The sequence below is a fragment of the Paenibacillus sp. cl141a genome (assembly GCF_900109305.1).
Taxonomy (GTDB): Bacteria; Bacillota; Bacilli; order Paenibacillales; family Paenibacillaceae; genus Paenibacillus_AQ; species Paenibacillus_AQ lautus_A.
Window position 1 is genome coordinate 50566 of the sequence record NZ_FNZO01000005.1, and the last position, 13767, is coordinate 64332.

Genomic DNA, 13767 nt, shown 5'->3' on the forward strand with positions numbered 1-13767 from the left:
TTCGGATAGACGCTCCGCGTACGTATCATTCCTCCGATCGCTGTTGTTTCCGAATTTCATGAATGAGGAGTACCAATGTAGAAATTCGGCAACAGCTTATCCTTCCGATGCGAGTTTTCCTGCGGAAAACTTTCAGCCGACCGCTTCGCTTCTCCGGAATCGATTCGTCCCAACAGAACGCCTCTTTGCAACTTTGTACTAATAAGTAGACCGCTCTTTTGTTTGACATTGTTATACCTTATTCCTTAAAAATACATTCAAACAAAAATGTAAGAAACAGACTTTGGACGTCCTTGGACCTTTTGTTTCCTAAAAAACAAACAAAACGGCAGTCTCAATTAGCCAGAGACTGCCGTTTCAATATGAGTGGTTATTACAATAACTTAGTTATCAAGCTCAGACCGTGGATTTGTGCTTGCGGCCCGGGATTTCGCCGGTCTCCTCGTACACCTTCACGATATGATCGATTTCTTTCTTTAGCTCTTCCACCATGGTGGCTTCCGGAACCTTGCGGATCATCTCTCCGTAACGGAAGAGCAAACCTTCGCCACGAGCGCCGGCAATGCCGATGTCAGCTTCTCTGGCCTCCCCGGGACCGTTCACGGCGCAGCCCAGGACGGAAACCTTGATCGGTACTTTGATCTTCGAGATGTACTCCTCCACCTCATTGGCGATGGAGAACAAATCGATATCCAGCCGTCCGCAAGTCGGGCAAGATACCAAGGTTGCCGCATCCGAGATTAGACCGAAGGATTTTAGAAGCTCCCGGCCAACCTTGATCTCTTCGACCGGATCGGCGCTCAAGGAAATACGCATCGTGCTGCCGATGCCTAGGGACAACAGCGCCCCAAGACCAGCCGCGCTCTTCACGGTGCCCGAGAAGAGGGTGCCTGCTTCGGTAATCCCCAGATGAAGCGGGTACGGAATCACTTCCGCCGCCTTGGTGTACGCCGCAATGGCCATCGGCACATCAGACGCTTTAAGCGAAACGATGATATCGTGGAAGTCCAGTTCTTCCAAGATGCCGATATGATACAGGGCGCTTTCTACCATGGCTTCCGGTGTCGGATACCCGTATTTTTCAAGAAGGTGATTCTCCAGGGAGCCGGCATTCACCCCGATCCGAATCGGAATCCCCTTCTCTTTGCATGCCTTGACGACGGCTTCGACCTTTTCGCGCTTACCGATGTTCCCCGGATTGATCCGGACTTTATCGATACCGTTCTCGATCGCCATCAGGGCGAGCTTATAGTTAAAATGAATATCCGCCACTAGCGGGATATGAATGCGTTTCTTGATTTCTTTGATGGCAGCAGCTGCTTCCTCATTGTTTACCGTTACCCGGACGATCTGGCATCCCGCTTCCTCCAGGCGCAGTATCTCGGCAACGGTTGCCTCCACGTCTGCTGTTTTGGTGGTGCACATGCTTTGAATAATGACTTCGTTCTTTCCCCCAATGGTAAGGTTCCCCACCTTGACGGGCCGTGTGTCTTGTCTCAAAAACATGGTACGATCTCTCCCATATAACGCCAAAGCTCCACTCCAGCAAAGCCCTTTTGGGCATAACTGGAAGTGGAGAATCAGCGTAGATTTATTCCACGTCTAAAACGCTATAACGCATTAGGCGCTTTCTTCTTGTTTCTTGTCGTCTTCGTTAGCTTTGGTTTGAAGCTCAGGAATCACTTTATCCCGAACGACCTGCTCCGTTATGACGCAATCCTTGATGTCATCTCTGGACGGCACTTCATACATCACGTCAAGCATGATGCTTTCGATGATGGAACGCAGTCCGCGTGCACCCGTGTTGCGCTTAATGGCTTCGCGGGCAATCGCTTCAAGTGCGCCCGGCTCAAACTTGAGGTTCACGTTGTCAAACTCAAGCAGCTTTTGATACTGTTTGGTCAGCGCGTTTTTAGGCTCGGACAGAATACGGACCAATGTCGCCTCATCCAGCGGCTCGAGCGTGGACACGACCGGCAGACGGCCGACGAATTCCGGAATCAATCCGAATTTCAACAGATCCTCCGGCAGAACCATCGTCAGGTATTCACCTGGTTTCAGATCCTTTTGGCTTTCTCCGGATGCATTGAAGCCGATGACCTTTTTGCCGATCCGGCGTTTGATGTACTGCTCCAAACCGTCAAACGCACCGCCGCATATGAACAGGATGTTCGTTGTATCGATCTGGATGAATTCCTGATGCGGATGCTTGCGCCCACCTTGCGGCGGAACGGAAGCAACGGTTCCCTCCAGAATTTTCAGGAGAGCCTGCTGAACCCCTTCACCGGAAACGTCACGCGTAATGGACGGATTCTCCGATTTGCGGGCTACTTTGTCGATCTCATCAATATAGATAATGCCGCGTTCTGCTTTTTCCACGTCATAATCCGCAGCTTGAATCAGCTTCAGCAGAATGTTCTCAACATCCTCACCCACATACCCGGCTTCGGTCAGCGAGGTTGCGTCTGCAATAGCAAACGGCACGTTCAAAATTTTGGCCATCGTTTGCGCAAGCAAGGTTTTACCGGAACCTGTAGGTCCGAGCAGCAGAATATTACTCTTTTGCAATTCGACGTCCTCGATCTTGCTCTGGGTGTTGATGCGCTTGTAGTGATTGTAAACGGCAACCGAGAGGGATTTCTTCGCTTGATCCTGTCCGATTACGTATTGATCCAGGATGTCGCGGATTTCACGCGGTTTCGGAATATCCTTCAGATCCACTTCTTCCTCGTGTCCGAGCTCTTCCTCTACGATCTCCGAACACAAGTCGATGCACTCGTCACATATATAAACACCGGGCCCCGCAACCAGCTTGCGGACCTGCTCCTGCGATTTGCCGCAGAAGGAGCACTTCAGCTGCCCTTTGTCATCGTTAAATTTAAACATGCATTTACCACCCCTTAAGATTTGGTCGGTGAAGACAGAACATCATCAATAATACCGTACGCCTTCGCTTCCTCCGCGCTCATGAAAAAGTCGCGGTCTGTATCGCGTTCGATTTTTTCAAGGGGCTGACCCGTGCGCTCCACATAGATTTGATTCAGTTTTTGTCTGGTCTTGATGATCCAATCTGCATGGATCTGGATATCGGATGCCTGACCTTGAATGCCTCCGAGCGGCTGATGAATCATCACTTCACTGTTCTCGAGAGCATAGCGTTTGCCTGGCGCTCCTGCAGTAAGCAACAATGATCCCATGCTGGCGGCCATGCCGACGCAAATCGTGGATACATCAGGCTTGATCAACTGCATCGTATCATATATACCCATCCCGGCCGTTACCGAACCGCCAGGGGAATTGATGTACAAAGAGATGTCTTTTTCCGGATCTTCCGCAGCCAGAAACAGAAGCTGGGCAATAACAAGATTGGCAACATCGTCATCGATCGCACTGCTGAGGAATATAATGCGATCCTTCAGTAATCTTGAGTAGATATCGTAAGATCTTTCGCCTCGACTGGTTTGTTCAACAACCATAGGTACAAGACTCATGCGACCAACCTCTTTTCCTTGAAAAATATACTACAGCGTTACAAAAGTTATTCTAACATGTTCAAAGCACGATGTCATTTTTTAACCCTCTTTACATTCTATGAACTTGCCAAGAATTATATCCTGCCAACTTGTCTCATTATGTATGTCGAAATTTATAACCAATTCATGTCACATTTAGTAGTAAATTGGCTATTCTTAGTTAAAAATAAGGCACGCATGAAATGTACGTGCCTTATCTAATGTGAGGGCAGCTTCGGCAGCTGCCTATTTATTATTCTTCAGTTGCTTCTTTTTTCTCAACAGGAGCGCCTTCTACGCTGTTTTCCAGCAAGAAGTCGATCGTTTTGCGAAGAAGAAGTTCTTCACGAAGGCTGTCGAGGGAACCGTTAGCACCGAGGATGCTGCGGATTTCATCAGCGGAACGCTTGTACGTATCAGCCATGTTTTCCAGCTCTTTGTTGATTTCTTCTTCGGTTACTTCGAGTTTCTCTTCCTTCGCGATTTGCTCCAGCACAAGGTTGTTGCGAACGCGTTTTTCAGCATCGTCCTTCATTTGGCCTTCCAGATCGGCATTGGTTTGGCCGGAGAAGCTCAGGAACATTTCCAGGTTCATGCCTTGCTGGCGAAGACGGTTGTCGAAATCGCGCATCATGTTTTGAACTTCGGATTGAATCATGGCTTCGGGAATTTCAACTTCAGCGTTTGCTGCTGCTTTTTCAACGGCTTCGTTCTCACGAACGCCTTGGGCTTCTTGCTCTTTGCGAGTCAGCAATTGCTTCTTCAAATCTTCCTTGTACTCATCAAGCGTATCGAATTCACTAACGTCTTTAGCGAATTCATCATCCAGCTCAGGAAGCTGTTTGCGTTTGATTTCGTGCACTTTCACTTTGAAGACGGCTTGTTTGTTAGCCAATTCTTCAGCATGGTAAGTTTCAGGGAAGGTCACTTCCACATCTTTGAAGTCTCCTGTAGCCATGCCGATGACTTGGTCTTCAAAGCCTGGAATGAACGTGTTGCTTCCAAGCTCAAGGGAATAACGCTCAGCTTGTCCACCTTCGAAAGGAACACCGTCAACGGAACCGTCGAAGTCGATTACAACGATATCGCCAGACTGGGAAGCACCTTCGTCGATAACGGTAAGCTCAGCATGACGTTGTTGCAGACGCTCAAGCTCTTCGTTCAGTTCCTCTTCGGAAACTTCTGCAGCAACTGCAGCTACTTCAATGCCTTTATATTCGCCAAGCGTAACTTCCGGCTTCACGGTTACTCTAGCTTTGAACTTGAAAGTTTCGCCTTTAGCGAACTGCTCGATGTCCACTTCCGGACGATCCACAGGGAAAATATCCGCTTGTTCTACAGCTTCGCTGTATACTTCCGGAAGAAGGATGTCGATTGCATCCTGGTACAGGCTCTCCACGCCAAAACGCGCTTCAAAGATCGGCCGAGGCACTTTACCTTTACGGAATCCAGGTACATTTGCTTTTTTAGCTACTTTATTAAAAGCCTTGTCGAGAGCGGATGCAACGCGCTCCGCATCAACCTCAACGTCAAGAACGCCAAGGTTCTTCTCTATTTTTTCCCAAGTTGCTTTCATTTATGCTTTCCCCTCCAAAATAATTCACGTGGTCGACGCAATAATGTATCACGTACCGAATAACCACTATAGTATAAACAACATTAAATCCTTTTTCAAGGGCGAACCCTTATGCCGCGACACCGTAAACGTTTTCCAGCTCTGGCTAATCTTCTCTGGCTAATCTTCCACGCCTGCAGCGACGAATTGCTTGAGAGATCGATAGGCTCCCTCATAGCGGAACCGCATGGTGTCCGTGATGCCGTAAAGCGGGCGGATTTCCTCCTCATTGCGAAACCCTTTCAGGCTCTCCGACACGATGTCATGCAGCGCTGCGGCCCATATATCGAGCGTGGCTTCTTCTTCGTCCAGCATGGAATGGTAGTCCTCCGTGCCGTAAATCGCCATGATGAACTGGGACCATAATTCCTGGGCAAAATAAAACAGCGTCGGCTCATGAACCTCGGTCTGATCCGCAACGCGCTCCAATATCTTCGTAATCGCGTCCGGAAATCCTCCCGGATCCAAGGGAACCGTATCGATCTCGATCTCGACGGCTTCCTGCCCGCGATGAAGGCTTACGTGCCCTTCCATCCCTCTTCTCCGGAGCGTTTGCAGCACCCGGAATTGCAGCAGGGGATGAAGCGGCGTATCATGCAGCCATTCGACCAAAATCGCGTCGATCTCCGGACGGTCCAGATAAGCGAGCTGTTCCAGCGCCAAAATCGTCTGCTCCGTCAGCGGTCCGGTCATGACCGAAGCCAGCAGCTTGTCGGCGTATCCGGCATCCTGGGCAACCTTGTCCCTGACCATCTGCCTCGCCATCTCGGACTCGTCCGGATCATCCTCGTCAGGCTCAGCATCGAAATCGACCGAACGGGGCGTGGCCTGTTCCGGAAATGCGGCTTCTAGCCATTCAAGGAGCGAGTTCCACTCTTCATAGTGCCGTTCGTTCTGACCGCCGCACTTCAGCAGAAAACGCAGCACTTCCATCGCTTCACCGTAACGTTCGTTCTCGAGCATAACCGTAAGCTGAATCTGGTAATAATCCAGCGTCTTCGGAAACAGGATGATGTTCTTATCCTCTTGTTCTTGGGAGTAAGAGTCCTTGATAAGGACACCTCCTTTCTGGTCCTGTTTTTCGTATTCGTTGATTATAGCATATGTACTGCCAAGTTTAAAAAAGGGCGTAACAGCTTGCGTGCATCATGCCCCTGGCAACATTAAGACGGCGATTCCGGGCATATATTATATCAATATAACCCGATATGATACTCCGATAATCTTGCAAATCCGAAAAACTTATATCATAAAAAATAATTGAATTTCTCCTTTGCATGTGATAATATATTTTTTGCTTGAAAATTTTCTATGTCCCAGTAGCTCAGCTGGATAGAGCAACGGCCTTCTAAGCCGTCGGTCAGGGGTTCGAATCCCTTCTGGGACGTAAAAGAAGACACCGTCACATGACGGTGTTTTTTTATGTCCCGTGAGGATGAGAACCCCTAAAAGGGGTTCGTCGGAGCCTACGCTTCGGTAGGATTGCTTCGCAGTCGGCCCGAAGGGCCGCCTCCCTACTAATGCACTATCGACATTCGACATATGAACCTCATGGCCGATTCCAATACGACATACACCCTAACACGACTTTTTTGCGGACCGTAGGTTCGCTATTTCATCAAAAACGGCCCGATTTAGAAATTAGCGGACACCACAGCCGTTATTTAGCTAATTCACAGTCAAATTACCCTCATTTTTCGTAATAACGGACTTCTGGTCCGGTACCATACCTGTAAGAGCGTTTTCCCCTCAATTAACGGCCCCTGGGTCCGTTAAGGCAGCGCAGCGCGGTGCATCACCCCATCCCATGACTCCCTCCACATTCCGCGAACAGTCCGGATCCTCTACCTCCAAGCACTAACCCGCTCCGATTTCTTCACGAATATGGAGGACAAAGCCCGCGTTCGCGCGGTCAGGAGCATTTTTCTGCCTTCCGGCATACGGGTGTAGACCAGCTCCGCCGGACCGATATGCTTGCGCCACAGCCGGGCAAAGCGTTCCGCATGCTCTTTTCGACGTCCGACTTTCTCCGGCACAGCATGGTAATCCCGCCTAGTCGCAAACCAGCCGCGCGAGTCGCGGTACAAAAGATAACGCGGGTTCTCGATCGGGTCCAGCACCTGCTGCAGCGAATTCAGGGAAAGCGTTTTTTCCTGGGTGGTTCCGTCCTTCAGCCAACACAAGACGGCTCCTCCTTCTTCCTCCGCTCTCAACCGGTGAAGGCTTGGCTCGGTTTCGACCAGCTCCATATCGTATAGCGACGTATACACGACCAGAGCCACTTCTCGAATGCTCCGCTCCAGCGATTGATGACGCATTACCATTTTAACGGCTGTAGATATCCATGGACTGGATACGATCAAGGCAATGGCGGCCGAGAACAGCAGGCTGAACCGGGCGGTGCCACCAGATGCAATTGACGATTCTTCAGATGATGGTCAAGCCCGTGGAGCACGCGCTTCTGATAGGAGCGCCAAGGATAGCGAAACGACAGGTTGCTCGGAAAAAGCTTCATTGGCTCCTCCAGTTTAGCTGCACTCCCTTTTTCATTGGATTGGTTAAAATGCTGTTCTTTCACCCAAAGATAGGCTGCTTTTCGAAAATATTATACTCGCGATTATCGCGGACTCAGCTGTGCCGATCCATGACATTACCGCAGCTGCATATGAATAAGCGGAAACGGCTTTCCGGAACCGTCGAGCTCCGAACGGCCGATCTGTACGAATCCGTATTTTTTATAAAAAGCGTGGGCCTTGGGATTCTGCTCATTCACATCCACTTGAAGTCCGGGCCCCTTCAGCCGTTCGGCATGCCGGATCAATTTCGTTCCCGTCCCTTGGCCGTGGTGCAGGGGATCCACAAACAGCATCTCGATTTTGGAGCCGTCCAGTCCGATAAATCCAATCGCTTCCTGTTCCGTATTCAAGCACATCCAGATCTCCACGGACCTCAGTGCCCCGCTTTGCATCATGCCATAATAGAACCGGATATCTTCCTCCGTCAGAAAATCATGCGTTTGGGATACGGCACGAAGCCATAATTCCACCAGCTGATCATGGTAAGCTTCTGTATAAGCCGCGATATGATGTGTCATTTTTCATCCAACCCTTTCCAAGTCGTTCAATCCTTTGAACACTCATGAGATCCTTCAAATTGCTCTATACTATTATAAAGGAATCCGGTACATTAATCAGAGACTTTATCTTGTCAAAAAGGAGAGGTACGCATGCCATTATGGCTTGTATACGCATTGCTGTCGGCAGTCACTGCGGCACTTGTGGCCATTTTTGGAAAAATAGGCCTGCAAAACATCGATGCCAATTCGGCAACGGCCATTCGCTCCGTCATTATGGCCCTGTTTCTGCTGGGGGTCGTAGGAGTTCAGGGGAAATTCTCGGAGCTCGGAGAAATTCTGGTTCAGAAAAAGGCACTCAGCTTTATTGTGCTCAGCGGTATCGCTGGCGCATTGTCCTGGCTATTTTATTTTCTTGCGTTAAAATACGGCAAAGTATCGCAGGTAGGTCCTATCGATAAACTGAGCGTGGTCATTGCCGTGATCCTGGCCTTTGTGTTTCTGGGTGAGAAAATATCCTGGATTAACGCAGCCGGCGTTGCACTCATTGCCGTTGGTGCGCTTCTTGTTGCCGTTAAATAGTCCTCTACATAAACCGCTGACACAGCGGCTTTTTGTTTTTCATCTTATTATCTAAAACTATAACTCTTATCAAGTTTATATATTTCTAATTATAAGCGGATCATGTCACAATGAGGATAAATCATGCGTGGAGGGGTGTTGTTATGTCAGAGCAAGTATGGAAACCTTACGATTACGATCGACAGTTATCGTTTGTATCTGCTTATGGAAAAGGAGCGGCAGAGCTGCTGTCGCCTCAACCGGGAGAACGGATTCTCGATCTGGGCTGCGGAACCGGCGACTTGACTCACGAAATTTCCAAATCGGGCGCACATGTAACCGGCATGGATTATGCCAGCGAGATGATTGAGCGGGCCAAAAGCAAATATCCTGGACTTCCGTTCCTAACCGGGGATGGCGAGAACTTCGAAACCGAAACGCCATACGATGCCGTCTTCTCAAACGCGGCCCTGCACTGGATGAAGGATGCTGAAAGCGTGATACGCTCCGTTCATCGAGCCCTTAAGCCCGGCGGCCGATTCGTTGCCGAGTTCGGAGGGAAAGGGAATATAGACGGCATCTACCAAGCCTTGAAAACCGTGTTCGCCGATCATTATGGAATCGATGCGGACGCCCGGAATCCGTGGTATTTTCCTAGTCTTGGGCAGTATGCCAGCCTGCTTGAAGCCCAAGGGTTCCGCGTGCATCTCGCCCATCATTTCGACCGTCCCACGCGATTGTCCGAAGGCAAGGACGGCATAAAGCATTGGCTGTTGCATTTTGGCGATTGCTTTTTTGCCGGATTCTCGGCTGAGGCGAAGGACGAAGCGATCGCTAGCATCAGCCAAGCTGCTCAATCGACGCTATGGCAAGAGGATGCTTTCTACGCGGATTACCGGCGCCTGCGAGTATTTGCAGAAAAGATTTAGCCATTGGGGGGTTGCTTTTCTAAATAGAATGGTTATAATATGAAAAAACTTGAGAATATTATTTTCGTTGATTGGGAGAGTAACTGCACTTGACTTTAGTCCAAGCGAGCCGGGAGGGTGGAAACCGGTACAAAGTCGGCCGTGAAGCGGACCCAGGAGATGGCCTTCCGAAGCAGCATGCTGTAGGGAGCCCCGGCTTACGCCGTTATCGTATGAAGGTGGTTAGACCCTTGCGGGGTTTAACAACAAGAGTGGTACCGCGAGCACAAGTCCTCGTCTCTTTAGGAGATGAGGGCTTTTTTGATTTTCTGAGTCGTTTTATTTTTAAAGGGGGATTTACCGTGTTAAGTCATCAGATTATTTCGAGCCTTCAACAAGCCGTGAACCAGGTCTGCGAAGCCTACGGCACCAAACTGCCGGAGTCCACTCCGATCCGGATCGAGCAGCCTGCCAACATGGAGCATGGGGATTACGCAACCAACGTTGCGATGCAGCTTGCTAAGGTGCTACGCAAGGCTCCCCTGCAAATCGCCGAGCTGATCCAAGCCGAGCTCGAGCAGGACGCATCCTACAAACAGCTCGTCCGCTCGACTGAGATTGTCGCTCCGGGCTTTATGAATCTGCGCATCGATTGGGAGTATTGGGCGAGCCACCATTTTGAACTCCCCCCGGCAGCTAACGAAAAGATCGTCATTGAGCACACGTCCATCAACCCGAATAAGTCCGCCCATATCGGCCATCTTCGAAATTCCTGTATTGGCGATACGCTTGTGAGATTGATGAGGAAGCTGGGTTACGAGGTCGAGGTGCATAATTATATCGACGACCTGGGCAATCAGCTGGCGGATACGGTGGTCGGCTTGCTCCACACGCCGCTGACGAAGGAGCATGCCCGGTTCGGCGATTACTGCTGGGACGTGTATTCAAGCACCAATAAAGCCTACGAAAGGGAACCGGGGCTGGTTCAGCATCGGACCGAGGTTCTGCACGCATTGGAAGAGGGCAATCAGAACCTTTCCTGGATTGGACTGCTCGTTGCCGAGCGAATCGTTAAGGAGCATCTTGAGGAGATGAAGCAGTTCGGCATTGAATACGATCTGCTTGTATGGGAGAGCAGCATTGTTAGGGAGGGGTTCTGGGCGTCGGCGTTCGAACTGTTGAAGAATACCCCGCTTTTCCATCAGGAAACCGAGGGTAAACTTGCAGGCTGCTGGGTGCTCAAGCAATCAGGAACCGAAGCCGGAGACGAGGCGGAGTCGGACCACAGCATCGATAAAGTGCTGGTGCGCTCCAATGGCATCCTGACATACACCGCCAAGGACATCGCCTACCACTTGTGGAAATACGGCGTGCTTTCCAATGATTTTGTATATAAAAAATTCACCGACGAGGTTTGGACGACGAGCTCGCACGGCGAGGAGCGTTCTTACGGCAAAGCGGACATGGTCATCAACGTCATTGATTACAGGCAGCAGTACCCGCAGGCGATGGTGAAGCAGGCTTTGGAAGGCCTGGGCTTCCAACAAGAGGCTGAGAAACTGCGCCATGTCAGTTACGGCGTCGTCTCGTTAAGCCCTTCCGCTGCAGCGGATCTCGGCATCGATACTTCCGACGGCAAGGCATCCTATGCGATGTCCGGACGTCAGGGAATCGGGATCAAAATCACCGAGCTTATTCATCAAGTAGCCAAGGTCATCGAGGACACCCGATCCGATAAAAACGGTTTGTCCAGCCATGCGATCGCAACCGCCTCCATCCGTTACTACCTGCTTCGCTTTGCACTGCAAACCGAGGTGGTGTTCGATCTGAAGCAGGCCACTGAAATATCGGGGAATACGGGGGTGTATTTGCTCTATTCCTACGCGCGTGCACTCAGCGTGCTTAATAAAGCTCAAGAAGCCGAGGTTACGCCGTCTGTGCCTGCCCGGTTCCCTGCTATGGAAAAAGCGGAACATGCGCTGCTGCGGCATATCAGCACCTGGCATGATACCTTATATGCCGCCGGACGGGATCTATCTCCTAGTGCCATTTGCAACTTCACCTATGAGCTGTGCTCCCTGTTCAACAATTTTTACTCGGCATGCCCGATTCTGAAGGCAGCGGAGGAAGTACTCCAATTCCGTGTATGGCTCACTTTCTTATTCAAGAACACCCTTGGCGAAGCGCTGGAGGTGCTGGGTTTGCCTACGCCGAGCCGGATGTAAATTCACTCTGAAGAACTCAGCGTTTCTTGCTTTATAAAAAAGCCACCGTACTATTGTGTTGATCAAGTACGGTGGCTATCTTATTTTATTGCAATCCTCTGACAGTCAATCTGACCTGTACGCCGTCTGCCGCCGGCTCTTCCTGAAGGGTCCAGTTGACAGCCAGCGCTTCCTTCAAGCGAGCCAACTGCTCCTCCTGGAGCTTCAATCCTTCGATAATGCCCTCGCCCACGCTAAAATCAGATTCCGAGCTGATGCGGAAGGCTTCCTCCAGCCAGATCTTCAACCCGTTGCGGGTATTAAACGTAATTTGATACCCCTCGCTAACGGCCTTCTCCAGATCTTCCCCATGCTCTTTTGCGTAAGAGAATAATTCCTCATAGTGAAAATGGCCGTTATTGGCGATTTGGAATCTTTCTGCCTCACCTGAGCGCACAGCCTCCAGCAGATCGGAAGAAGTCAGTCCCGATTTTCTGGCATGCTCCAATAGAATGGCGGTATTCTGTGATATTTTAGTAAGCTGCATGCTCGATGCCTCCTCGATAGGGTTCGTAAAATATTTTTTCTTCTATTATAAGACCAAATGGCTAGGATGTCAGACTCTTCTCAAAACATAAGCTGTATTCGCTCCCGATATATTCGCCAAACGGTTCAATCTGAGCATACCCCAGCTTCTTGTAAAAATGAACGGATTCCTTCTGCGGTTCGCCTGTTTCCAGGCGCGAGAAACGATAGCCCCGCGTCTTCGCTTGCTCTTCCAGAAAGAGCAGGATCCGGGAAGCTACTCCCCTATTTCGATACGGGACATCCACGAAAAACCGTTTAATTTCAACCGATTCTGCATCCAGCGGCCGGATGGCTCCGCAGCCGACAGGCTGGCCATCATGGTAAGCCACCACGAATAGCATTTCTCTTACTTTGGGATCGGCCAGATCCAGCCCGAATATGCCTTCCGCCGGGTATAACGTCGATAAGTAATCGTCCAGCTTCGCGATGAGCTCCTGAAGATCCTTGTGAGTCTCTCTTACCAATGTCATAGTGATATCATTCATCCCATGTATCCCTCCACTGTTCTAATCGTGTCACGAATACCTTTCGTTTGCAAGAGAACCTTCGGGCCGACTGCGAAGTATTCCTACCGAAGCGTATGCGCAGGCGAACCCCAACTCGGGGTTCTCATCCTCACGGGACGTTTTGTCCCAGTCGGGATACGGCCCTTCGGGCCGACTGCGATGTAATCCTACCGAAGCGTATGCTCCGACGAACCCCCAGTTGGGATTCTCATCCTCACGGGACGTAAAAAACACCGTCATATGACGGTGTCTTTTTTTACGTCCCAGAAGGGATTCGAACCCCTGACCGACGGCTTAGAAGGCCGTTGCTCTATCCAGCTGAGCTACTGGGACATATATGTATGAAAATGTTTTAAACAGTAACGAAGTATATTATATCGCATCTTTTGTATTTTTCAAAGCACTTTTTTTCGGGATGATCACCTAACCGAATCAGGAGCCTGCTTACTGGGTAATATGTAAACATGAGAATGACTTCAGGAGCGTGATACCATGAGACAGCTTTTATCCTCTTTATCGTATTTCAGCATCTTCTTTGCACCGTTCATCCTTCCTGTCCTTGTATGGATTCTGTCTCCGGACGCCTATGTGGCCAAGCACGCACGCCGCGCCCTGTTCTCCCATCTGTTCCCCGTTGTGGCAGCGATCCCGTTAATCTACATGGCCGTGACCTCGGGCTCCTTCGGTTCCGTCATCGGATACCTCATTCTGTTCGGCATCATCTACTTCGGGGCTTTTGTGTATAACGTGATCATGGGCATTCAAGTGCTGAGGGAACACGCTTATTGAACTTACCATGT

General features: G+C 50.1%; 13 protein-coding genes, 2 tRNA genes and 1 other annotated feature. Of the genes, 5 read left to right on the forward strand and 10 right to left on the reverse strand.

Translation table 11 applies throughout. From position 1 onward, the window contains the following. Positions 1–396: 396 nt before the first annotated feature. The 5 genes from ispG to BMX45_RS15625 all read right to left on the reverse strand — a co-directional run bounded on the left by ispG (position 397) and on the right by BMX45_RS15625 (position 6090). Positions 397–1506, reverse strand: a complete 1110-nt coding sequence (gene ispG / locus BMX45_RS15605) for a flavodoxin-dependent (E)-4-hydroxy-3-methylbut-2-enyl-diphosphate synthase (RefSeq protein ID WP_009590416.1) — start codon at positions 1504–1506, stop codon at positions 397–399. A 114-nt stretch (positions 1507–1620) separates the two neighbouring features. Then, positions 1621–2886: an ATP-dependent protease ATP-binding subunit ClpX gene (gene clpX / locus BMX45_RS15610; protein WP_009590414.1), complete on the reverse strand. Its 1266-nt coding sequence runs from the start codon at positions 2884–2886 to the stop codon at positions 1621–1623. Between the two features lie 14 nt (positions 2887–2900). After that, positions 2901–3491, reverse strand: a complete 591-nt coding sequence (gene clpP, locus BMX45_RS15615; RefSeq protein WP_009590407.1) for an ATP-dependent Clp endopeptidase proteolytic subunit ClpP — start codon at positions 3489–3491, stop codon at positions 2901–2903. A 274-nt stretch (positions 3492–3765) separates the two neighbouring features. Continuing rightward, positions 3766–5088 (reverse strand): trigger factor, encoded by a 1323-nt coding sequence (gene tig / locus BMX45_RS15620; RefSeq protein ID WP_090910456.1) that lies wholly within the window; start codon positions 5086–5088, stop codon positions 3766–3768. A gap of 159 nt (positions 5089–5247) precedes the next feature. Then, positions 5248–6090 carry a hypothetical protein gene (locus BMX45_RS15625; protein ID WP_090910457.1) on the reverse strand — a complete coding sequence of 281 codons (843 nt, stop codon included), beginning with the start codon at positions 6088–6090 and terminating at the stop codon, positions 5248–5250. A gap of 350 nt (positions 6091–6440) precedes the next feature. On the opposite strand from BMX45_RS15625, the gene BMX45_RS15630 reads away from it, so the two are divergent. Continuing rightward, positions 6441–6514: transfer RNA gene (locus tag BMX45_RS15630), tRNA-Arg, on the forward strand. A gap of 457 nt (positions 6515–6971) precedes the next feature. On the opposite strand, the gene BMX45_RS15635 is transcribed toward BMX45_RS15630, so the two are convergent. Then, positions 6972–7445, reverse strand: a complete 474-nt coding sequence (locus tag BMX45_RS15635) for a hypothetical protein (RefSeq protein WP_254778092.1) — start codon at positions 7443–7445, stop codon at positions 6972–6974. 332 nt (positions 7446–7777) lie between these two features. Next, on the reverse strand, positions 7778–8221 hold the full coding sequence (locus BMX45_RS15640; protein ID WP_090910458.1) for a GNAT family N-acetyltransferase: 444 nt from the start codon (positions 8219–8221) through the stop codon (positions 7778–7780). 132 nt (positions 8222–8353) lie between these two features. On the opposite strand from BMX45_RS15640, the gene BMX45_RS15645 reads away from it, so the two are divergent. The 3 genes from BMX45_RS15645 to BMX45_RS15655 all read left to right on the forward strand — a co-directional run bounded on the left by BMX45_RS15645 (position 8354) and on the right by BMX45_RS15655 (position 11894). Beyond that, positions 8354–8782, forward strand: a complete 429-nt coding sequence (locus BMX45_RS15645) for an EamA family transporter (RefSeq protein WP_009591741.1) — start codon at positions 8354–8356, stop codon at positions 8780–8782. 143 nt (positions 8783–8925) lie between these two features. After that, the gene (locus BMX45_RS15650; protein WP_090910459.1) at positions 8926–9690 is read left to right on the forward strand and encodes a class I SAM-dependent methyltransferase; all 765 of its coding nucleotides are present in this window, start codon (positions 8926–8928) and stop codon (positions 9688–9690) included. Positions 9691–9748: 58 nt separating this feature from the next. Beyond that, positions 9749–9974, forward strand: a binding site (T-box leader). A 57-nt stretch (positions 9975–10031) separates the two neighbouring features. Further along, positions 10032–11894 (forward strand): arginine--tRNA ligase, encoded by a 1863-nt coding sequence (locus BMX45_RS15655; RefSeq protein ID WP_090910460.1) that lies wholly within the window; start codon positions 10032–10034, stop codon positions 11892–11894. Between the two features lie 85 nt (positions 11895–11979). Here BMX45_RS15655 and BMX45_RS15660 read toward each other — a convergent pair whose 3' ends face one another. The 3 genes from BMX45_RS15660 to BMX45_RS15670 form a co-directional block, all read right to left on the reverse strand. Further along, positions 11980–12420: a hypothetical protein gene (locus BMX45_RS15660; RefSeq protein WP_090910461.1), complete on the reverse strand. Its 441-nt coding sequence runs from the start codon at positions 12418–12420 to the stop codon at positions 11980–11982. A 61-nt stretch (positions 12421–12481) separates the two neighbouring features. Further along, positions 12482–12946, reverse strand: coding sequence for a GNAT family N-acetyltransferase (locus tag BMX45_RS15665; protein WP_090910462.1), 465 nt, complete (start codon positions 12944–12946; stop codon positions 12482–12484). A gap of 280 nt (positions 12947–13226) precedes the next feature. Beyond that, positions 13227–13300: transfer RNA gene (locus BMX45_RS15670), tRNA-Arg, on the reverse strand. A gap of 159 nt (positions 13301–13459) precedes the next feature. Here BMX45_RS15670 and BMX45_RS15675 point away from each other — a divergent pair. Next, complete coding sequence (locus BMX45_RS15675; RefSeq protein WP_090910463.1) at positions 13460–13756, forward strand: magnetosome magnetite crystal formation protein family; 297 nt, start codon at positions 13460–13462, stop codon at positions 13754–13756. The last annotated feature ends 11 nt before the right edge of the window (positions 13757–13767 follow it).